This window comes from Thalassotalea litorea (assembly GCF_043642205.1).
Classification (GTDB): domain Bacteria; phylum Pseudomonadota; class Gammaproteobacteria; order Enterobacterales; family Alteromonadaceae; genus Thalassotalea_A; species Thalassotalea_A litorea.
Genome location: NZ_JBHZSG010000004.1, coordinates 93,581 through 115,442 on the forward strand (window position 1 = coordinate 93,581; position 21,862 = coordinate 115,442).

14 protein-coding genes are annotated in these 21,862 nt (G+C 45.8%); 5 read left to right on the forward strand and 9 right to left on the reverse strand.

Annotated features, from left to right (window positions below):
• Positions 1 to 10 precede the first annotated feature (10 nt).
• Positions 11 to 2,476 (reverse strand): TonB-dependent receptor, encoded by a 2,466-nt coding sequence (locus ACHUFQ_RS03385; RefSeq protein WP_394172974.1) that lies wholly within the window; start codon positions 2,474 to 2,476, stop codon positions 11 to 13.
• A gap of 368 nt (positions 2,477 to 2,844) precedes the next feature.
• On the opposite strand from ACHUFQ_RS03385, the gene ACHUFQ_RS03390 reads away from it, so the two are divergent.
• Positions 2,845 to 3,747 (forward strand): LysR family transcriptional regulator, encoded by a 903-nt coding sequence (locus ACHUFQ_RS03390; RefSeq protein WP_394172976.1) that lies wholly within the window; start codon positions 2,845 to 2,847, stop codon positions 3,745 to 3,747.
• 65 nt (positions 3,748 to 3,812) lie between these two features.
• On the opposite strand, the gene ACHUFQ_RS03395 is transcribed toward ACHUFQ_RS03390, so the two are convergent.
• The 8 genes from ACHUFQ_RS03395 to ACHUFQ_RS03430 form a co-directional block, all read right to left on the reverse strand.
• Entirely contained in the window at positions 3,813 to 5,123 is a 1,311-nt protein-coding gene (locus ACHUFQ_RS03395) for a M24 family metallopeptidase (protein WP_394172977.1), read from the reverse strand.
• A gap of 218 nt (positions 5,124 to 5,341) precedes the next feature.
• Positions 5,342 to 6,781, reverse strand: a complete 1,440-nt coding sequence (locus ACHUFQ_RS03400) for an amidase (protein ID WP_394172979.1) — start codon at positions 6,779 to 6,781, stop codon at positions 5,342 to 5,344.
• Between the two features lie 101 nt (positions 6,782 to 6,882).
• Entirely contained in the window at positions 6,883 to 7,824 is a 942-nt protein-coding gene (locus tag ACHUFQ_RS03405) for an N-acetylmuramoyl-L-alanine amidase (protein ID WP_394172981.1), read from the reverse strand.
• 96 nt (positions 7,825 to 7,920) lie between these two features.
• On the reverse strand, positions 7,921 to 8,787 hold the full coding sequence (locus ACHUFQ_RS03410) for a hypothetical protein (protein WP_394172983.1): 867 nt from the start codon (positions 8,785 to 8,787) through the stop codon (positions 7,921 to 7,923).
• A gap of 18 nt (positions 8,788 to 8,805) precedes the next feature.
• Positions 8,806 to 11,691 (reverse strand): FAD-binding and (Fe-S)-binding domain-containing protein, encoded by a 2,886-nt coding sequence (locus ACHUFQ_RS03415; protein ID WP_394172985.1) that lies wholly within the window; start codon positions 11,689 to 11,691, stop codon positions 8,806 to 8,808.
• Between the two features lie 176 nt (positions 11,692 to 11,867).
• A complete protein-coding gene (locus tag ACHUFQ_RS03420) occupies positions 11,868 to 15,044 on the reverse strand; it encodes an efflux RND transporter permease subunit (protein ID WP_394172987.1) in 3,177 nt (1,058 codons plus the stop codon).
• Positions 15,045 to 15,054: 10 nt separating this feature from the next.
• Positions 15,055 to 16,263 carry an efflux RND transporter periplasmic adaptor subunit gene (locus tag ACHUFQ_RS03425; protein WP_394172989.1) on the reverse strand — a complete coding sequence of 403 codons (1,209 nt, stop codon included), beginning with the start codon at positions 16,261 to 16,263 and terminating at the stop codon, positions 15,055 to 15,057.
• 159 nt (positions 16,264 to 16,422) lie between these two features.
• Positions 16,423 to 16,920 (reverse strand): hypothetical protein, encoded by a 498-nt coding sequence (locus ACHUFQ_RS03430; RefSeq protein ID WP_394172991.1) that lies wholly within the window; start codon positions 16,918 to 16,920, stop codon positions 16,423 to 16,425.
• Between the two features lie 174 nt (positions 16,921 to 17,094).
• Between ACHUFQ_RS03430 and ACHUFQ_RS03435 the strand changes: the two genes are divergently transcribed.
• From ACHUFQ_RS03435 to ACHUFQ_RS03450, 4 genes are all read left to right on the forward strand, one after another.
• Positions 17,095 to 17,634: a PH domain-containing protein gene (locus tag ACHUFQ_RS03435; protein WP_394172993.1), complete on the forward strand. Its 540-nt coding sequence runs from the start codon at positions 17,095 to 17,097 to the stop codon at positions 17,632 to 17,634.
• Entirely contained in the window at positions 17,624 to 19,228 is a 1,605-nt protein-coding gene (locus ACHUFQ_RS03440) for a PH domain-containing protein (RefSeq protein WP_394172995.1), read from the forward strand. The genes ACHUFQ_RS03435 and ACHUFQ_RS03440 overlap by 11 nt, the downstream gene beginning before the upstream one ends.
• A gap of 112 nt (positions 19,229 to 19,340) precedes the next feature.
• The gene (locus tag ACHUFQ_RS03445) at positions 19,341 to 19,982 is read left to right on the forward strand and encodes a YqiJ family protein (RefSeq protein WP_394172997.1); all 642 of its coding nucleotides are present in this window, start codon (positions 19,341 to 19,343) and stop codon (positions 19,980 to 19,982) included.
• Positions 19,983 to 20,007: 25 nt separating this feature from the next.
• On the forward strand, positions 20,008 to 21,792 hold the full coding sequence (locus ACHUFQ_RS03450) for a flotillin family protein (protein ID WP_394172998.1): 1,785 nt from the start codon (positions 20,008 to 20,010) through the stop codon (positions 21,790 to 21,792).
• The last annotated feature ends 70 nt before the right edge of the window (positions 21,793 to 21,862 follow it).

The window sequence follows — 21,862 nt, forward strand, 5'->3', positions numbered from 1 at the left end:
TCCCACCGGATTAGAAGTAGTTATAAGAGAAGTTAATACCAACAGTTCTTGGTGTCACATAGATGGTGTTATAGCCAAATGGACCACCATCGAAATGATAGGATGTTTGCGCATCTTCGTTGGTAATATTGTCTACCCAGCCGGTTACTTTCCAGTTATCCATAGCGTAGCTAATTGATGCATCAAAGATGGTGTAAGATTCGAACTTGAATGGCGGGTACTCAATCAAATCGCCGTTTTCATCTGGCGCTGTATCAACGCGGTCCGAATACAACTCTCCAACATAACGCGCTCGAATAGAAGCATCCAAAGCACCGTCTCCGATTTCCTGATAGTAGTTGACGCTCAGGTTGTGGCGCCAGTCTGGAGTACCACCTAACTCACCGCCCTCATACCAGGTACGACATTGATTACCTGGCGTATTTTCATCACCTTCAAAGATACACACAGATTTGGTTTCAACAAACTCAGCACTGGCATTGGCCGCTGCCCATTTCACCGTCCAGTTATCTGTGATGTTATAACGGGCGTGCAATTCAACACCCTTTGATTCTGAATCCGGACCATTGTTGGTACCATTTAAAGGGAAACCAAACAGGCTTTGACTGTTATAGGTTTGTGTGCCGGCCCATTCAATCATGTACACGGCGGCCTGAAAGTAAAAATCGCCATCAAGCATGGTCCCTTTGTAGCCTAACTCATAGTTTGTAGTTTCATCAGGTTGAAAGACTTGTGCTTCTTCGGAAACAATCAAGTCACCATCATCACGATAACTGTTGGTACCACCACGACGAAACCCCTGGGAAGCCGTGAAGTAGGCCAATTGGTCATCGGTGAGAGTATAGGCAGCGTTAAATTTAAAGATAGATTCGCCCGTACCCTTGTTAGTTGTGGTCTTATCATCGACACCTAACCAACCCGTGTAATCGGAAATATTACGGTTGTTAGTATCTTCCCAGTTAAATACCCGAGCACCAGCCGTTAACATTAACTTTTCGGTTATCTGGTAATTCAATTCACCATAGAGTGCGATTTCTTTATAGTTGGAGTTGATATCTTCAAAATAACCGGAATCGATATACTGACGCTCAGGATACGCTTCAACCGGATCAAAACCCCAGGCATCGATCATAGCCTGATCCAGGGTCGGGTAAACTTCCCAGAATTTCAGGCTACTTTCACGATCAGAGTAATAGATACCGGCAATCCAGGACCAGTCTCCATTGATGTTCGAGGTCAAGCGAGTTTCATGCTCGATGCCGCTATAAGAGTTGTCGTAGAGTACATAGGCCGACTCATTGGTGTCATTAAATCCAAGCCCAGGAATACCCGCGAAGACATTGTAATAAAGCACGCCATAGTTTAAGTAGTCGCCCTGACCATCGCTGGTTTGATCATAATAAGCGGTAGAACTTGTGATCGTTGCAAAACCAATATCCCAATTTAGTTCTACCGACGACATTTCAAAATCTCGATCGGTAAATTCTTCGTGCGCGCGTTGCAGCGTATAGCGATCATATTGCAGTGGCGCGCCTTCACGTTCCTGGTAAGGACAATCGGTTCCAGAGTAAAACGCTTCACAGGCCTCAGCAACGTCCCAACGGCTCGCAGCCGTCGTACCATGGGCAGTCTGCTCCTGTTTGATGTATGAGAAATTAATATCGAATTCGTCAGACGGAGTCCATTTTACCTGGATACGACCAGAGGTGGTCTCTTCCCAGTCGTCATCTTCGAAAAACTGACCTTCAGGGCTGCCTTTACGGTACTCATCTTCTTCCCACCAGATCGCTTGCTTATAACGATCGACATAACCATTATCATCGAGACGAGAAAAATTAGCACGAACAGCAAGAGTATCGCTTAATGGAACATTGAACGTCATATCAGTATCGTGGCTTAAGCTACCTTCTTTCACCTGATAAATACTGGTATTAAAATCGAAGGTAAAGCCGTCAACATCTGGTTTATTGGTAATGTAGCGAACCGTACCACCTAAACTACCACCGCCATATAGGGTGCCTTGCGGGCCAAGTAAGGTCTCAACGCGCTCGACATCTTTTATTCGATAGCCAAGTTGAGGCAATGAAGTTGCATCAAGGTAATACGCAAGTGTTGAACGTTCAAAATAGGTAAGGTTGGTTGCGCGTACCGCTGAAACGTTCAAACCACGAACGGTCACGGACTGGTTAAAACGAGCGCCATTTCCCGGAGCACTGATTTCTACGCTGTCGGCAAATAAATCTTTAATGTTAGTGATACCTTTGGTACGAAGTTCCTCAGCACCGATGGCGGTTACATTCATTGGCACCTTACTGGCCAGGCTTTCGCGGCCAAGTGACGTTACTTCAATCACTTCCATGTCTTTCGCTTCGTCTTTCAACGATGTCTCAGGTGCTTGCTCCTCAGCATACGCCTGGTTGGTAAACAAGGCGGCTGTGATAAGCAACGCCGATTTGCGGATATTGAACGGCAACATTTTCAACCTCAACTAAGTGTTTATTATTTTTGTCTTTACTATCAATGACTCACGGCCACAGATAATCAGGGTGAGGTTAGAATCGGAAATTAAGAAAAGAAGGTAAAGTTAATAACTATCGGTTTAAGCGATAGTTGAGAAGGTTTAAATTATTCCGACAAATACAAACAATAAAAATAAAATATTTAACCAATAGAAACAACGAGTTAAAAACAACCAAAAAGTTTCGGTTTAAGACGATGATCCGAAAAACCTGGCAAAATGAATAAAAAAAACACAAAAACATCGTAAAAACCGATATCTTTGATTTCGTTTGAACAACAAAATCGTTATAGTTTTTGCTAAAGGATAAGAATAAGAAATCGGCTATGCAGTTATCTTTAGAACAACTTCAGGCATTCAAAGTTACCGTCGAAACCGGCAGCTTTTCAGCGGCGGCCCGAAAGCTTGGCAAGGCACAATCGTCTATCTCCGGACTGATCATGAATCTCGAAATAGATGCCGGGTTTGCCTTGTTCGACCGCTCTAGTCGGTCACCAAAATTAACGCCGGAAGGATTATCATTATTAAATGACATCAATGCGGTATTGAATAGTCATCACAACCTGACCAGCCGCATCGCTAACCTGGCACAGGAAGTGGAACCGGAAATTGCTATTGCCATCGATAGTTTTGCATTTCCTCACACTAAGCTGCTTAAACTTACCGCCAAGTTTGAGGAAAAGTTTCCGCATACCTCACTGCTACTTTATAACTCGCCGCATCAACAGGCCTACCACCTGATTAACGAAAATAAAGTGAATCTGGCCATTGCCTTATCTCAAGATGATTATCCACAACAGTTTGCGTTTCGGGGAATAAGCCACGCCCATTACAGTACCGTTGTCAGTAAGGAGCATCCTTTAGCTCAGCTATCCGCTGTAACCCCTCAGGATTTGGCCACTTATCGACATTTGCGCATTACCGATGCCGAGGCAGGATTTCGTCGTTTTGACAGTGAGCTATCAACGTCGGTCTGGTATACCAATGACAACAATTTATTAATAGAAGCCGTTCGCAACAGCTTTGGTTGGGCAGAATTACCGGTTGCCAGTATTAAAAAAGATTTACAGTCCGGCGCGTTGGTTAAACTCCCCACGACCCATCAAACCGTTACCTTTCCCCACTGCGTCGATATGATCTGGCATAGTGAGGGAGCCATGGGCATTGCTTTAAACTGGTTAGTTGATGAGTTTACTGTGCTTGGCAAAGAATTAATGAGCGAGAGTTAAATTAAGCGATCTTAGCTATGAAATATCAACAACTATGATCGCTTGAACTCGACCTTTCTGTCTATTTAATCGCGATTTACCGGTATCAAAATAAGTTCTTGTTGCGGAGGAATCAGGTAACGAGCTCCGTCGTTTTCAATTACCACCATTTCTTCAACGGAAATCGTCTTCAACGTACCATCGCCACGCTTCCAACTATGGAAGCCATCAAAGGCAAACACCATACCTTCCTTAAGTGTCTTATATGCGGCAGGTCGAACCGTTGCTCCTCGAGAACCACCAAGATTAGGCCCAGTATCATGTGCGACATACCCAACGGGGTGGCCGGTACTCCACATTACGTGTTCAGAACCATGTTCATTCATTAGTTTACTTTGCGCGGCATCAACATCGATACCGCGAACGCCCGGCTTCATCGCCTTAAAAGCGGCGAAGCCAGCATCGCGCCCACTTTCCCAGTAATACTGTATGTTCTTAGGAGGTTCTGTTTCACCGGGTTTCAAAACATAAGCAAACCTTTGAATATCACTAACCCAGCGATCATAAAGCTTAATGCCAAAATCGGTTTGAATAACGTCACCAGGCATGATCACTTTATCGGTGGCGTGTGAATGGCCCCTGTCAGGGCCGGAGTTTACATTTGGGTTTTGATCTGGCGCCCAGGCATCGCCAACGCCATGTTCTGCCATTTTTTCTTTTAGGAACCTGGCAACATCGGCATCGGTTGTCTGACCCGGAATTATGGTTTGGTAAGCCTCTATTTGCCACTGTGCCGTAAGTTCCGCCGCCTTGGTCATGATCTCAACTTCTTCTGGCAGTTTTATCGACAACCATTCATAAACAACATCATCAGACGACACGAGTCGTTGCACAAAGCCCTTACCCAGATCTTGTTCTAATTGCTTTCTCTGGCTATAACTCAAACCATCTGCCTGAGCATTGGTATCTGACGAATTGATAGCGATACGTTTAAACTGGGCTTGTTTGATAAATTCAGACGCATATTGAATGGCTGATTCACCACGTGGTACCGAAACGACTTTGTTCAATAAATTTAATTCTGCCAGCGCCGTTGACTCGCTGGAAGGGGAGAATGCGATAGAGTGAAAACCATGTTTGTCAATGTAAAACATAAATGCCGCTGTAGCGCCGGCATTTTCACAACCAACATGTTCGGCCAGCGGATCATTATTATTTTCACGACAAATAATCAACCAGGCATCGACATTGGCAGTCTGTAACGCATCGGGCAGCAACTGCTCAATGCGATTTTTCCTGATCTCTGACCAAGGATTATCTAAAGCCGGCGAAGATGCCGCGACAGCTGAGAATAGGAATAAAAATAGAACGCTGATATTGGATAATAGCTTTTTCATAATATAAGTTTTCTTATTGGCATTATGGTAATGAAAACAAAGTAGAGCCGTACATTCGGTGAGTGACCGGCTTTAGAACCTGTTCAATTTATGTAAGGTTATCAATGCATCGCATTGAAAGCCATCATCAAAAGAATTACTTTAGCCAATACAGAGTGGAACTATCCGATACATTCATTCAAGCCCGTCGAACCGATATTCACCAACGCCTTATTGATTTATGGATACGAACTAGATGAAAAGCCTGGAAAGTGATTTTGATACCAGCGCAATGGTTGTAAGGTTTCCAGATATTTACCAACCGCGAAAACCGGAGCTTCCTGATAGGGACGACCAACAATTTGCAACGAACTTGGCACCTGGTTACCACACATGCCATTAGGCATCGCTAATACCGGACACTGGCCCAGACTATTAAACGGGTAGGTCATAAACCATCCCTTGTTAGCATCCACTTGTTTGTTATTAATCATGACAGTGTCTTTTGAGTAATCAAAATCCGCCGGGATCCGGGTCGTGGCCACCGTAGGGCAAAGCAGCACATCGTATTTGGCGAACACCGGGGCGATTTTGTCCCACATTTGACAGACATGAAGATTAGCTTCAAACACATCATCCAAGGTAGTCGCTGCTACTTTTTCCAAGTATTGTTGTACGTATGGCGTCAATGTTGAGCGTAACTTTGGCGCCCCATGGTCACGCAACATTAACTTTCCCATTAACGAACGTTGATGCACTTTTGCAGTCTGGATAACTTGCTCATCCCAGTCGATATCGACGAGCTCAACAATGGCACCTGCTTGCTCCAGTAATTTTGCCGATGCCAGCAAATTATCAAGTATGTCCTGTTCAACCTGATAAAAACCAAGGTTTTGAGAAACCGCTATGCGCATGCCTTTGACGTTGGGTAAATCTGCCATCGGGGAAAAACTATCGGGTATCCAGGAATGAGAATCCTGAATATGGGGTCCCTTCATATGCTCATAAGCCAACAAAATATCGTCAATACAACGAGCTAAGACACCATGGTGACAATAAGGGTCGATATTGTACGGGCTGATTTCGGCTATACGTCCGTGCGGTGGCTTGTACCCATAGATGCCGCACATAGCAGCTGGGATCCGCACCGAGCCTCCAATATCGGTACCATTGGCAAAACTGCACATGCCACTGGCAACTGCAATGGCGCTACCACCAGACGAGCCACCGCAGGTGACATCTAAATTCCAGGGATTTCGACTAATGCCCCATAAATGTGACCAGGTTGCACTGGATGCGGAAAATTCAGGCGTTGTAGTTCGCCCCAGAATACTGGCATTGGCGTTAAGCAAACGTTCCGCTGCCGGATCTGTGGTTGTGGAGATATTATCTTTGAGCAGTAATGAACCATTGGTCATTGGCTGACCGGCAATATAAGTTTCATCCTTGATCGCCAGCTGTAACCCGGATAAGGGTTTGTATTCGCCTTGAGTATAATCTTGCTCAGCACTTTTAGCGGCGGCACGTGCCTGCTCAAAAAATACTGAGGTAAATGCATTCACCTGAGGCTCGACTTGCGCTACTTGCTGGCGATACGCGGCAAGCACCTCTACGGGTGAGACCAATTTATCGCGAAATAACGTTAGCAGCTCAGTCGCAGAGCAGAATTCTAGTGACATGGATTTACCCGGAGAAAAACTCAATAAATTCTATCTTCTCGACATTAAACCGATAATTCCAGTGAGCTTGTATCGGTTAAACCGATATGCAATGCCTTTCATCATTGACCTGCAGAGGTTGGGGTAAACACGCCGCGACGCTCATTGTATTCAGGGTTAAATTCAAACTCATCCTGAAAATGACAGAAAAAGTCTCCTTGTTCATTAACGGAATGAGGAAAATATTTTTCAAGCAATGCCCAAAGGGTCGCTACCGTTCGATAATCGGCAATACCATCTGTCTGCCAGGAACGAAAATGCAACTGAAAAGCACGGATAATGTCATGGGTTTGCTCATCATAAACACCGGTCAATTCAATCCCATAACCATATTGTTTTAACGCACATTGAACCTGCGATATGTCCGGCAGCTCTTGCTGTGTCAGGTGCTGCCAATGTCGAAATAATGCCTCTTGTTCATACCAGGCACCAATGCCGTGCTGATACAGGGTATACCAGGGAAAACGTGGCCCGGGATCAGATTTCCACTCCGGTTGAATATCAGAGTGACCAATGACCCGTGTCGGGGTGATTTCAGGATGGCGCTTGAGAATATCCTTACTGAGTTTGATCAACAGCTGAATTTGCTGTTGTGAAAATTCTTTATAGTCACACAGATAATCGCTGCGATAGTCGAGGCGAGGATTATCCTGCTGATACGTACAATCGGCTCGATTGACCAGTTCAATACCAATTGACTGGTCATTGATAGCATTGCGATCTTCCCACTGGCTGTCGCCAGCATGCCAGGCTCGCTGAGTTTCATCCACCAACTGATAAACCTCAAGCTTGCCTTCCTCATAAGATTCGTCATCCGGCTCTGGAATCAGATAATGAGAACTGACGCCACCGGGAGGCTTGGTCAAAGTGGTTAACGAGCTTTGCCAGTCGCTGACCGTATAGTGCATCACCAGAAAACGGACTCGCGAGGAATAATTTTCCGACTGAAAATCAGAATTAACGCCTGAGTTCGTTGTGGCACAGGAAGATAAGGCTGTCGTCATCGCAGCAACAAGCATTGTGCGCGACAGCCGGGGCATATTTTTTAGTGAAAATGTTTTTATCATTATTATTTAACTGATTGTTATTAAATTAATTATTTATTCAGAATGAGAAAGTTGCCAACGAAAATCGTTAATTCCCCGGGCCAGTAATTGCAAGCTCGGCTGCAACGCTGCAACGATCGCCTCCGGGCTTCGGTACAAACGCATAGCCTGTTCCTGAGATGCTAATTCGAGTAACAAACCGCCACCGGCGCTGTCACCAATAATTTTTAAGGTCTGATTAGCCTGAAAACGGAACTCATGACGGTAACCTGGGCGTGGACGAAAACCCGCTGCGAGTAAAGATTCAAGAATTTGATAATCATGAAGCAGGGAATATCCAAGGCGATAAGAGCCGGACGACAAATGCTCCGGATCGAAAATAATCTGGGTGCCACCGATGTAATTTGCCTCTAAGTCACCTTCTGCAATCAAAATATCGGCATCAAAATGCAAGGAGATAATAGAAATACCATTCTCAACGGCTTTTTTCAGCACTGTGTCATAATCACTATACGCAGCATTCACCGATGCTTTATCGTTTAACTCTCCTCGACCAAATGTCATATCTTCAACGTTTAAAGTAAAACTGTTTAAACCAAGTTTATTGAGCTCGCTGGCCAAAACTTTTGAAGCAGGGTCGATAAACACCCGCTCTTTGCCCTGTGCACCACCAGTACCCATATTAAAATGCTCGGGTAAGGTGTGATCGGACACCAAAAGCACATCGACAGCGTCTAGTTGCGCAAGTATCTCGGCTAATGCGTTATATTCTGCGCTACCGTGATGAGACCCAGGGTTAACAACGTCAGTAACCAAAGGTCGCTGATCCAGATCACAGGTAACCTGACAAGCGCTCACCAACATAACGGCCAAGCACCCAACAATAAATGTACGAATATTTCGACTATCGACAAACTTCATAAAAACGTCTCTAATGGTTTAATTATTTTTATTAACGCTGACCCTATCCAGCAGATAAACGATGGATTGATAGGCTATCTGGCCATGCTGTGACAAACCAATTTCACAGGTACGGGCATTGGACACCCCAATATGGCAATTTTCCGGAACTTGATCCTTTAGGGAATGCAAGGCATTAGCATTGAGTTCAGGCGTAAAAAAGCCTTTGTCGCCTGCAAACCCACAACAGTGGATATCGGCAGGCACTTTCACGTCATTGCTACAGCGCTGCGCTAACGCTAATAAGTGCTGCTCATGCCCCAGCCGTTTGGTGCTGCAGGTAATATGCAACATCACAGGTTCATCAATAAGTTTTATTTCAAGCTTGTCTGCAACGAATTGATTAACAAACTCTGCAGCTTCATAAATCTTCAATGAATGTTTAGAGTCCGATTCCTGCTGCTTATCCAGGTGCAAAGCGCAGGAGCTGGCATCCGTTACGACATAGAAATCTTCCCCTGATGCCATTTCATTTAAAGCACTAATCACTTGTTCGGCTTTACTGCGACTTTGCACCTTATCGCCTTTACTGGAAAATGGCATGCCGCAGCACAATTGGTTCATTGAATCTGGCACTAGCACCTCAAACCCGGCTTTTTGCAAAAGTTCGGAAAAGACCACAGGCAATGGCCGCTGGTCTTCGGCGTTACTATCGGCTGCAAATATCCGACCGGCGCATGCCGGAAAATAAATGACTTTCGTTGCACCCGGTTTGCCAGAACCGCCATTTAATTCTGCAGCGTCTATGGCTTTTTCACTTGCGGGCATCACACCTGGATATTCAGGGATCCATCCCTTAGAAAGACTGTTTCCTAACGCCAATGCGCTTGATATCGCTTTATCTCCCACAACAGAACGGGTTTTATCCAGTGCTGATAACGACCATCGGGCCAGGGTTTGAGTGGTGGCGAATCGATTACCCAGATGCTTGCTCAACTGACGTTTTAGCGTTGAATTCTCAATAGTGTGCTGGCGATAGGCCTTAACAAATTCGCCGGTGTTAATACCCACCGGACAGCGCATACCGCAAAGTCCGGTCGCGGCACAGGTATCGATTGCCATATACGGGAAATCTTTTTTAAGCTTTTGCAATTGCAGCTGCCATTGCTGGCGCAATTTCGGGGCCAGCGACGTATCCGCAAGTAAGGCTTTTAATTCTGCGATTCGACGCCACACACTAATGCGCTGACGAGGGGTTAGCGTTAATCCATTTGACGGACACACTGGCTCACAAAATCCACACTCAATGCAGGTATCGATGATGTCATCGGCTTGAGGCATGATTTTAAGATTTTTTACATGCGCGGCGGGATCGTCATTAATAATAACGCCAGGATTTAGGATGTTATCAGGATCGAACAATGCCTTAATATCTAACATCAGCTGATAGGCTTTTTCGCCCCATTCCTGACGAACAAATGGCGCCATGTTGCGCCCGGTACCATGTTCGGCCTTTAACGAGCCATTAAATCGGTCGACCACAAGTTCACTTACCGCCCCCATAAACCGCTGATAACGACTCGTCTGTTCATCACTGGCAAAGGCCTGAGTAAACACGAAATGCAGGTTTCCATCGAGCGCATGCCCAAAAATAATCGCTTCGTCATAGTTAAACTCAACGAAGAGTTTCTGCAGCGCCAGCACGGCTTGAGCCAGGTCTTCAATCGCGAAGGCGACATCTTCAATAATTACCGTCGTGCCTTTTTCACGATGTGCGCCTACCGACGGGAACGTCCCTTTGCGAATATTCCACAACTCAGTATTGCGCGCTGTATCGGTACTGAAATCCAAAGACAGATATAAATCTGAATGGCGGTCGGCCAGCAACTGACGAACCTTATCGACTTTAGATTGCAGACTATGTTCGTCGTCCGTCTGAACTTCAATAAGCAATGCTGCGCCGACATTGGGTAAATCATCGAGTTTATCTTTCAATAAGGGGTGGTTATCTACGGACAACAAGGCTTTGTTATCAAGCAGCTCAACCGCAGCTACTGAGCATTCGGCAAGCTTAGGCACCAGTTCACAGGCATGATGAATATCCTTAAAAATTAACAGAGCAGCGCTTTTTAACGAATGATCCACTACCGTGTGATAAGTAATATCTGCAATAAAACCTAAGGTACCCTCAGAGCCGATCAACAGGTGTTTGATAATATCAATACCATCGTGATAATCGAGCAGGGCATTAATGCCATAACCGGTCGTATTTTTCAGCCGATACTTATGGGCAATTTGCGCGCTGAGTTCATCATCGTCTGCAACTTGTCGGGCTAATTCTAGCAAGCCGTGATACAACTCAGGCTTTTCAGTGATGAAGGTATCACAACTTTGCGGATCGCTGGTATCGAGCAGAGTACCGTCGGCAAATACGACGGTGATATCCGCTAGCGTATGGTAAGAGTTTTGTTTGACACCGCAGCACATACCGGACGAGTTATTAGCAGCGATCCCGCCAATTTTACAGGTATCAATAGAGGCCGGATCCGGGCCGATTTTTCGTCCAAAGGGTTTCAGAATTTGATTAACCTGACTACCAATTAGTCCAGGCTGCAACTTTATCTTTTTGCCCTGCTCGATAATCTCTAAATCGCACCAGTTGTCGCTGAGAATGATTAACACCGAATCGGTAATCGCCTGACCGGAAAGACTGGTGCCCGCCGCCCGAAACGTAACCGCCACCTTATAGGCAGTGGCCAGCGCCAGCACTTGGCGCATTTGCGCTAACGAATCAATGCGCAGAATATATTGCGGCACCAACCGATAAAAAGACGCGTCGGTACCATAGGCATAGCGGCGAGTATAATCATCAATGATCTGAGCAGGCGCAAGGAAGTCGGCGACTTTTGCAATAAAAGTCACCATTTTCGAAGTTGTATTTTGCGATCGTTGTTGAGTGCTCAACTGCACGCTATGCGGCATGAAAAGGCAGACCAGAGTTAAAAAACAATCCTTAGTTTATACCTTGGACTGACCATAAAAACAAGGAACGATTATTCTTGAAACGCAAATACTAAAAGAATAATTAATTCCTGCTAATTTTATGTGTCGCTCAGTGCCGAATCAACGACCGCTTCCTCGGCTGTAATGTCCTGCGGTTTGGGTTTCCCAAAGCGACGACGATATAAAAGCAAATAGCAGCTTGGGATCACAAACATCGATACTAATGGGCTCAGTAACATACCGCCGACCATAGGCGCCGCAATACGTTGCATCACTTCATTACCACTACCACTGCCCAGCATGATGGGCAGTAATCCGGCGATAATAGTAAGTACCGTCATCGCTTTAGGTCTGACGCGAAGCAAAGCACCAGATTGCACCGCATCGATGGCACTGGTATGGGTTCCAATCGCGACCCGATTAAACTGTTGATTTAAGTAGATCAGCATAATTACCCCAAACTCGGCGGCGACACCGGCTAAAGCAATCATGCCAACCGCCAGTGCTATGGAAAAGGCATAATCCAGCCAGTAGACCAACCATATGGATCCGGCCAGGGCCACAGGCAATGTCAGCAGCACCAACAAAGACTGTCGGACCGATGAAAAAATTAAATAAAGCAGGATAAAAATCAATAGCAATGTTAATGGTATTAACCACGTTAAATCGCTGTTCACCCGCTGCATATATTCATATTGCCCGGCAAAGCTCCAGCTATAGGTAGCAGGGACATTTAATGCGTCAAGCTTGGGGCGAATCACATCAATATAATCCGCAATGGAAACATCCGGATCAATATCAATAAATACCCAGGCGATAGGTCTGCCATTCTCACTTTTGACCAACGCCGGTCCCTGTGTGATTTTGACCTCTGCGACCTGGCCAAGCGTTAGCCTAGCCCCGGAAGGGCTGACAAATGGAATATTGTTTAAATCATCCACACTTTGTCGGTAGCGCGCCGGATAACGCAGGTTTATCGGATAGCGCTCACGTCCTAACACCATTTCACTAACATTCGCGCCACCAATGGCATAGGTAACAACTTGCTGGATATCGTTAATGGTCAATCCATAATTTGCTGCCGCCTGCCGGTCTGGTTTTATATCGATATATCGTCCCGACTCAGCTCGCTCAGCATAGACGGATACGGTTTGTGGGATCTTCGCCAATATCCCTTCAATATCGCGCCCTAAACGCTCAAGTTGATGTATCTTGGGTCCGGAGATTTTGATACCTAATGGAGTTTTCACCCCAGTTGTGAGCATATCAATACGTGTTTTTATCGGTTGCACCCAGGCATTACTCACCCCGGGAAACTGCACTTTGGCTTCCAGTTCCGCGATAATATCGTCAAGTTCCATGCCATTTCGCCACTGGGATTTTGGTTTTAATGCAATGGTTGTTTCCAACATGGTCAACGGTGCAGGATCGGTTGCGGTTTCTGCACGACCGACTTTACCAAATACCGATGCCACTTCAGGTACCGTGCGAATTAACCGATCCGTTTGCTGTAAAATCTCGCCGGCTTCACTGATAGAAACCGCCGGCAAGGTGGTTGGCATATAAAGCAAATCCCCTTCTTCCAGCTCCGGCATAAATTCACTTTGCATATTAGTAATCGGGTAAGCGCTGGATAACGCAATCAAAATGGCCACTAGCACGGTAATTTTAGGAAAATTAAGCGCAGCTTTAAGCAAAGGCCGATACACCGCAGTGATGCCCCGATTTAACCAATTTCTGTTTTCATCGGGTACTTTTCCACGAATAAAATAGCCCATCAATACAGGAACTAACGTGACACTCAGTAATGCTGCCGCAGCCATTACCAGGGTTTTTGTCATGGCTAATGGCGTGAATAACCGGCCTTCTTGGGCCTGCAGGGCAAATACCGGCAAAAAACTGATGGTAATTAACAACAGGGTCAGGCCTAACGCAGGGCCAACCTCTTTTGCAGCTCGCATTGTTAAACGCCAATGGTCTTTTCCTTGCGGATATCTTTGGTGCTGCTGGTGAAAAGATTGCAAATGTTTATGCTGATTCTCTACCATCACTATGGCCGCATCCACCAGCGCTCCAATCGCAATCGCGATGCCACCAAGGCTCATGATATTGGCATTGATCTCAAGGGCATTCATGGCAATAAAACCGATAAATACAGATAAAGGCAGACAAATAACCGCCACCAGCGTTGAACGGGCATGAAGTAAAAACGCAAAACAGACCAAAACCACGATAAGTATTTCTTCGAGTAGTTTTTCCTGCAAATTCGCAATCGATCGTTCAATCAGTGCCGCACGATCATAGGTTGTAATCAGTTCAACGCCCTCGGGTAATCCGACTTTAAGCTCTTGCAGTCGTTGTTCAACGTTGTCGATCGTCGCCAGCGCATTTTCCCCCTGGCGCATGACCACGATACCGCCTACCACTTCGCCTTCACCATTTAATTCGGCAATGCCGCGGCGCATTTGCGGGCCTTCACGTACCGTTGCGATATGTTTGATGCGCAGAGATGAAAACTGCTCCGATTGAATCGGCAGAGCGGTTTCTTCGATATCGGAGATCGATTGTAAATAGCCTTTTGAGCGGATCATATATTCCGCTTCTGCCAGCTCCAATACCGAACCACCGGTATCCATATTGGCCGCTTGCAGGGCTTTCTTTACTTGCTCTATGGTTAATCCGTAATAGAGCAATCGAGCTGGCTCAACAATGATTTGATAGGTACGTTCCATGCCACCGACGGTGGCCACTTCACTGACACCTGGCACCGATTGCAGCCCTAATTTCAGATACCAGTCTTGCAACGACTTCAGATCGGCCAAATCAAAGTCACTATTGCTGGCCGTCAAGGCATATTGATAAATCCAGCCAACACCGGAAGCGTCTGGGCCCAGGGTTGGTGTTACCCCATCCGGTAGGATGTTATTGGCTTGTTGCAGGTACTCGAGAACCCGGCTTCGAGCCCAGTAGGGATCCGTATCTTCAGCAAAAATAATGTATAAATAGGAATCGCCGAAAAACGAAAAGCCACGCACCGCAGTAGCGCCGGGTACCGATAGCATAACCGTGGATAATGGATAGGTTACCTGTTGCTCAACTAGCTCAGGCGCCTGCCCCGGATAAGGCGTTTTAACAATAACCTGAACGTCACTCAAATCCGGTAATGCATCCAGAGGCAACGTCTGCATGGCGCGAAATCCCCAGACTGCCGCAATGAGCGCGATCACAATGACCAGCACTCGAAAGCGCAGCGAGAGTTCGATTAACTTACTCATTTACGCTTCCTTAATGATGCTGATGGGGGTTTTCCGACGCACGAGAGGCATTGCCAAGGCGCAGCATGCTGCCTTGAATATTGGCTTCGGAATCGATAAGAAACTGTCCGGATGTGACAACTCTGTCACCTTCTTTTAAGCCGCCGGTGATTTCAGCTCGGCCCTGGGTGATCATGCCAACGGTGACCTCAGCGATGGTAAACGTAGCATCATCTTTTTGCACCACAACCCGATTTTGTTTTTCGGTCTGAATCAGTGCCTGCAAAGGAATATTTAATACCGGTTGTGTCGCGCCACCATAAATGCGAACGTTGGCAATCATGTTGGGTTTAAAAATCCCGTCTGGATTTTTCAATGACAGGCGCACCTTCAATGTTCGGGTGTTAGCATCCAGTTCCGGATAGATATATTCAATCTCGCCTTCAGCGGCAAAAATCCCCAATGCGGGGAGATCAAACTCTACCCACTTTCCGGTTTTAACCCAGTCAATCTGGTGCTCAAACACATCGGCAATTACCCACAGCTTGCCCGGATCGGCCAACATCATGATTTCATCTTCAGGGTTAACATACATCCCCTGGCGAATATCGAGATTGGCGACAATACCATCGGTAGGCGCGTAATAGGGGACTCGGTACAACGGCTGATTGCCTCGCTCAATTCTATCGATAAGATCATCATCCATTCCTAGTAAGGTCAATCGGGTGCGACCTCGCAGCTTAAGCGCATCAGAAATATTTTTATCGCGAAACAGGCTTAGATATTCATCCTGGGCCAACAACAAATCAGGAGAATATATTTCGTAGAGTAACTGCCCCTTTTTCACCGGTTGCGCTAAGGTATTAACCGCCAGATTTTCAATCCAGCCACTGGCTCTTGGATGCAAATGCCGCTGACCTTGTTCGTCATACACAACGGAACCAAAGGTTTCGATATAGCGCCACAACACACTTTTGTTCACCAGAGCTGTCGTCAGCGCCAGGTTCTGCTGAATAGCACCGGATATATTGATTTGGGCGGCGGGTAAATCACGCTCTGCGCCCTGAATCGATTTGGCGACCAGATCCATACCACATATCGGGCATTTTCCTGGGTGATCTTTGATGATATGGGAATGCATAGGGCAAATATACTGAACCTGCTCCAAACCCTGAACCTGCTTCGGGGTCGGATTTTGCTGTGCATTCGGGGCTGCAGATCCATAGGCGTTGCTAGCCATAAAAACCAGTAAGCACACAATAAGGCATGACGACTTATACGCTAAATAGCAATGTGATTTTGCCCACCCAAGAGGCGTCAACGCCGATAGCTGGACAAATAAAGACTTGAATATATACATAAATAACCTCTGAAAAATAAAAAACAATGATTTCAGATGTTATCTAATGGGAGGAATCAACCACTCTTTGACGGGCGCCGGGGGGCGACGGGTAAGTTGACTGAAGTTTCGGTTTTCCAATGTCTGCGGCAAAGTCAGTAATGCAAGGGTTAATACCGCATGGGATGAGCCGCAAGATTGCATGTCACAATCACCACATGAATTATGATTCTGTACTCCAGACGACATCGATTGTTCTGGATCACAACAGGGCATATGATGAGTCCCCATATCATGGGAGGCAATGTCAGAAGAGTCAGACGCTTTTGCCGTCATATTGCCGCTCATCATATGCTGAGCATGAATAGTATGCTCACTACCCGTATTCGTATCAGCATTATTGACTGTCGTGGCGGCCGACATCACTGCACCATTACTATCCACAGCACCATTTTCCAGCGGCGCACAAACGTGCACCTGCGCTCTGGCTACACTGGAAAGTGCCAGACTCAGGGTCACCAGGACCAGGACTATGTAGGTGCGAAAATCAATGCTCATATTGCTGAGTATAATGGAAACCTAAACGGGTATCTATACAACAAGAAAGTTTAAGCGATTGATTTTTTACCTTTATCGTGAATTAATTAAAACAAGATCATATAGTTACTCAATCTATTTTGATGTACGGCTATCACTAAGCCGACTCAACCTTTCAATATCAGGAGCCCAGGTTTGACTACTGACTACAGCAATATCCAGTTGCACGACGCTCAATTACCATCAATCGATGCGATCGATTTTGAAAACATTTCCCCCATTCACATAAAGTGGACGCGTATCCTTGGCGCTATTTTGTCTCTTTTGTTTCCTGTCCTGTTAGTCATTCTGTTAAGTGTTGGGGATGACCTGTTGCCTGAAACGTTAAGTCTTGTCCTGACTTTTGTTTTTAGCGCATTGTCGCTGATTTTCTTCCTGTCCTTTTTGTATCAGTGGTTCGCTGAACCCATTAAAGCTTATGCGCTTAGGGAGCAGGATTTATCCTATCGCTGTGGCCTGGCGTTCCGAAAAACCATCACTCAGCCAATGAGTCGAATTCAACACGTGGAACTTAAACGCGGACCTTTTGATCGCCGCTTTGAGCTCGCAAAATTACAAGTGTTTAGTGCTGGCGGTGCCATGCATACCTTCCAAATACCAGGCTTGCCTCTCAAAAAAGCTCAGGCAATCCGTCAATTTATACTATCCCACAAAGGTGGCAATAATGACGGATAGATCACCTCAGCCTGAACAAGCAACGGCTCAGGAATCGACCAAGGAGTGGCATCGAATATCGCCAATCGCGGTAATATTTTTTGCACTGCGCTTTATTCGAGGCATTGTTGGTAACATCGCGTATTTATTACCCGCACTGTTAGTGGGCTACAACCAGATCCAAAAAAATCCCCAGGCGGCAATTCCTTTAACCATAGGATTAACCCTCCTCGTCCTGGTTAGCGCCATTTTAAATTACTGGTTTTTCCAATATCGATTAAGTCATCATCATCTGGAGATCCGCTCTGGCGTTTTTTCGAAAAAATATGTGAATCTGCCGTTCAATCGAATTCAGAATGTTGAAATCAGTCACCCTTGGTATTATCGTCCGTTTGGCTACGCCACTCTGAAACTCGATAGTGCGGGCTCGGTACAACAAGAGGCTAACATCGCCGCTCTGCAAACCCCATTTGCCGAGCAACTTAAGCTGGAAATATTGAGTCAGCGGCATAGTAGACAGGATGCTAAAGGTGCATCAGCAGATGCATTAGGCGAAGGTGCGGAACTTGCTCCTTCCGGACATCAAAATCCAGCAAGTACTGGCTCGGAAACCTTGTTAAAGACCCGCTCTTTGTCGGATTTGGTATTGCATGGTATCGCCAATAACCGGGTGTGGATTGTTCTGGGTGCGCTGGCACCTTTTATCGATAATATTACCGAAGGCCTGCCGGAATATATTGAAGCCCAGGGCATCGACGCGATGCAAATATTCTATGCCGATTCAACACCGATTTGGCAATTAGGTCTTGGCGTTCTGGTAATCTTTTTCATCGTCATGGCATTAATGTCATTAATTTCGGTGATTGGCGCCATTATCACGTTTTACGGCTATACCTTAAGCAAAGCCGACAATAAATATATTCGCCGTTCCGGATTATTTACCCGACACGAAATCACCATGCCCCATTCAAGGCTACAAATGGTGACGTGCCAACAGGATTGGCTGGATAGATTGTTCAAACGTATCAATATTAAGTTTGAACAAACCAATGCCAATAATGCCCAACAGGGGCAACCATCAATAACGGAAGGCACCAATAAAATTATCGTGCCTTCCGTTACTGGCGAAGAGCGCCAGGCCTTACTGGATGATGCCTATCCTGAAAATCAACTAAACCAGATAGAATTTCATACCATCAGCAAACGTTATTTACTGCGCTTTTACTTTTTCCTTTGGGTAATTGCTGCACCGCTGATGATGTTGTTTGTATTAAATAGTAGCTGGGGATTATTTACCTTAACCTTGGCATTCAGCGGATTTTTATCTGTCATTTTCTATATGCGCTATCGTCGTTGGGGGGTTAACTTCGATGGTCACTTTGTCTATATTCGCAAAGGCTGTTTTGGTATCGACTACCATGTATTTGAAGCCTATAAGCTACAACAGATTCAGGTGAAACAAAGCATCTGGCAAAAGCGCCATCAGTTAGCTTCGTTGCAGTTTGTTGTCGCCAGTGGTTCCATCTCGGTCCCTTTTATTTCTGAAGATTTAGCACGTTCGATTGCCGATTCCGTACTCTATCAAGTCACATATAAACCTCGTTCGTGGATGTAAAACATCATAAAAACCGAACAGGTTAACATTCTGTTAATGGCTATAAAATCTGTTGGCAAAGATGCGAATAATGCAGTAGATTGATTTTTTAAACATTGGAAAGGAATCTCTTTTGTTCGGTTTTTTACTCAACGATGTAAACTTTGCATTTACCGTCGCGCTTACCATAGTCTTTGGTTTAGCGCTTTTAGAGGGCCTCGCTCTGGTCATCGGTTCCAGCGTAATGACCTTACTTGATGACCTCACCGGATTCGACGTCGATGCGGATGTCGATGCGGATATCAGCTCTGGCGGACTAACCTCGGTTCTCGGTTGGTTATGTCTGGATCGCTTGCCGCTGTTGGTATGGTTGATCCTCATGCTTACCAGTTTCGGATTGACCGGACTTATATACAACTACGTTGTGTTAAGTTCGCTTAACGCTGAATTCCTGTTTTGGTTTGCCAAACCTGTCGCTTTGTTTTCGGCGTTGATAATCACTCATACCTGTGGCGAAGCCATCGCGAAAATCGTGCCAAAAAATGAATCCTCCGCAGTATCGGTCAATGCATTTTCAGGTAAAGTTGCAATCATTACTCTGGGCAAAGCCCGCAAAGGTAATGCGGCACAAGCATCCCTGATTGATGAATTTAATCAAAAGCACTATGTCATGGTCGAACCGGACAATGATGACCAGGAATTCCTGCAGGGAACTCAGGTCGTGCTGATTGAAAAAACTGACAGCAGCTGGATAGCTGCGCCTTTTCAACCATAAAAACGAAAACAGTAAAGGAAACTAAATGGACCAGTTCACAACGGGTGATAATTTAACCCTAATTTTAATTGTTGCCGCCGTGGTGCTGATTTCGCTGATGACCATCGGCTTAATTATCGCCAAACTATATATCCGCGCGACCAAAGAAATTGCTTTTGTACGCACCGGTATGGGCGGTGAGCGCGTGGTAAAAGATGGCGGAGCGATTGTCTTGCCAGTGGTTCACGAAACCATCCCTGTCAATATGAATACCCTACGTATTGAAGTGGAAAAGACTCAAAAAGACGCCTTAATCACCAAAGATCGTATGCGTGTCGATGTAAAAGCGGACTTTTACCTTCGTGTCGCACCAAATACCGAAGGCATCTCCATGGCAGCACAAACACTCGGTACCCGCACCATGCGTGTAGAAGAGCTGAAAAAGCTCATGGAATCTAAGTTTGTTGATGTCTTGCGTGCCGTCGCTGCAGAAATGACAATGACGGAAATGCACGAACAACGCAGTGAGTTTGTGCAAAAAGTACAGCAAAACGTCATGACCGATCTTGAAAAGAATGGTCTTGAGCTGGAATCTGTATCATTAACAGGCTTTGACCAGACCGACCTTCAGTTTTTTAATGAAAACAACGCATTTGATGCCGAAGGTCGTGCACGATTAGCGAAAATAATTGAAGAAAAACGTAAAGAAACCAATGACATCGAGCAGGAAAACCGCATTCTTATCGAACAACGTAACCTGGAAGCTGAAAAGCAGTCTCTTGATATTCAAAAAGAGCAGCAGGAAGCACAGTTAATTCAACAGCAGGCGATTGAATTTAAACGCGTTGAGCAGCAAGCGGAAATCGTCAAGCAGCGTGAAGTTAAAGAGCGAGAAGAGCGTGAAGCTGAAATTGCCAAACAACGAGCGGTTGAAGCTGCTGAGATTGAAAAGTCGAAGAATATTGAAGCTCAGGAAATTGAAAAGCGCAAAGCTCTTGAACAAGCACGCATTCAGCAAGAGCGTGACGTAGAAGTTTCGATGCAGGAAAAGCAGATTGCCGTTGCGCAAAAATCGGAAGAAGAATCTGCCGCTCGTGCCAAAGCGGCGGAAGCGGAAAAAGCCAAAGTCGAAAAAGAAGAAGCGGTTGTTACAGCTAAACAAATTGCCGTAGCGAATCGCCAAAAAGACATCGAAGTTATTGATGCGAAAAAAGAAGCCGAGCGTGAAGCGGTTGGCATTACCGTTCAGGCTGAAGCCGATAAGCGTGCAGCCGAAGATAAGGCCGAAGCGATTTTGACCGAAGCTCGAGCCGATGCCGATGCCAAGAAACTTAAAGCGGAAGCTGATGAAAAAGTATACGCGGTTGAAGCGGAAGGTAAGAAAGCGCTTTATGAAGCGGAAAATACCTTACGTGACGAGCAGGTAGAGTTACAAAAATCATTGGCGATCCTGCAAGCTCTTCCTTCCATTGTTGCCAGCGCTGTTAAGCCGCTAGAAAACATTGAAGGGATTAAGATTTTGCAAGGTTATGGCCAGGGTAATGCGGTTGCTTCCGGTACCGAAGGTTCAGGCACAAGCGCAGGTCTTTCTGAGCAAATCACCAACGCTGCACTAAACTATCGAGCCAATGCACCATTGGTTGATAGCATGATGCGTGAATTAGGTATCGTTGATAAGGAAAATGGTTCTTTGAATGATTTACTTACCGGTCAACACCCCTTGGTTCAGGATGCCATCACAGTAACGCAACAGGCACATACCAGCGCCCCCTCGAACAATAAGGGCGCTAGCCAAGGGACAAATTCCGGCGTCAATGGCGCCAGCGAATAACATCCCTTTATCGACTAACACTAAAACGGGCTACAGCCCGTTTTTTTTTGTCTTTTATAACTCGTGCTAA

Excerpts from the sequence above, each read along its gene's own strand:
- ACHUFQ_RS03385 (WP_394172974.1), bottom strand. The coding sequence starts at position 2,476 with ATGTTGCCGTTCAATATCCGCAAATCGGCGTTGCTTATCACAGCCGCC.
- ACHUFQ_RS03390 (WP_394172976.1), top strand. The coding sequence starts at position 2,845 with ATGCAGTTATCTTTAGAACAACTTCAGGCATTCAAAGTTACCGTCGAA.
- ACHUFQ_RS03395 (WP_394172977.1), bottom strand. The coding sequence starts at position 5,123 with ATGAAAAAGCTATTATCCAATATCAGCGTTCTATTTTTATTCCTATTC.
- ACHUFQ_RS03400 (WP_394172979.1), bottom strand. The coding sequence starts at position 6,781 with ATGTCACTAGAATTCTGCTCTGCGACTGAGCTGCTAACGTTATTTCGC.
- ACHUFQ_RS03405 (WP_394172981.1), bottom strand. The coding sequence starts at position 7,824 with ATGACGACAGCCTTATCTTCCTGTGCCACAACGAACTCAGGCGTTAAT.
- ACHUFQ_RS03410 (WP_394172983.1), bottom strand. The coding sequence starts at position 8,787 with ATGAAGTTTGTCGATAGTCGAAATATTCGTACATTTATTGTTGGGTGC.
- ACHUFQ_RS03415 (WP_394172985.1), bottom strand. The coding sequence starts at position 11,691 with ATGGTGACTTTTATTGCAAAAGTCGCCGACTTCCTTGCGCCTGCTCAG.
- ACHUFQ_RS03420 (WP_394172987.1), bottom strand. The coding sequence starts at position 15,044 with ATGAGTAAGTTAATCGAACTCTCGCTGCGCTTTCGAGTGCTGGTCATT.
- ACHUFQ_RS03425 (WP_394172989.1), bottom strand. The coding sequence starts at position 16,263 with ATGGCTAGCAACGCCTATGGATCTGCAGCCCCGAATGCACAGCAAAAT.
- ACHUFQ_RS03430 (WP_394172991.1), bottom strand. The coding sequence starts at position 16,920 with ATGAGCATTGATTTTCGCACCTACATAGTCCTGGTCCTGGTGACCCTG.
- ACHUFQ_RS03440 (WP_394172995.1), top strand. The coding sequence starts at position 17,624 with ATGACGGATAGATCACCTCAGCCTGAACAAGCAACGGCTCAGGAATCG.
- ACHUFQ_RS03450 (WP_394172998.1), top strand. The coding sequence starts at position 20,008 with ATGGACCAGTTCACAACGGGTGATAATTTAACCCTAATTTTAATTGTT.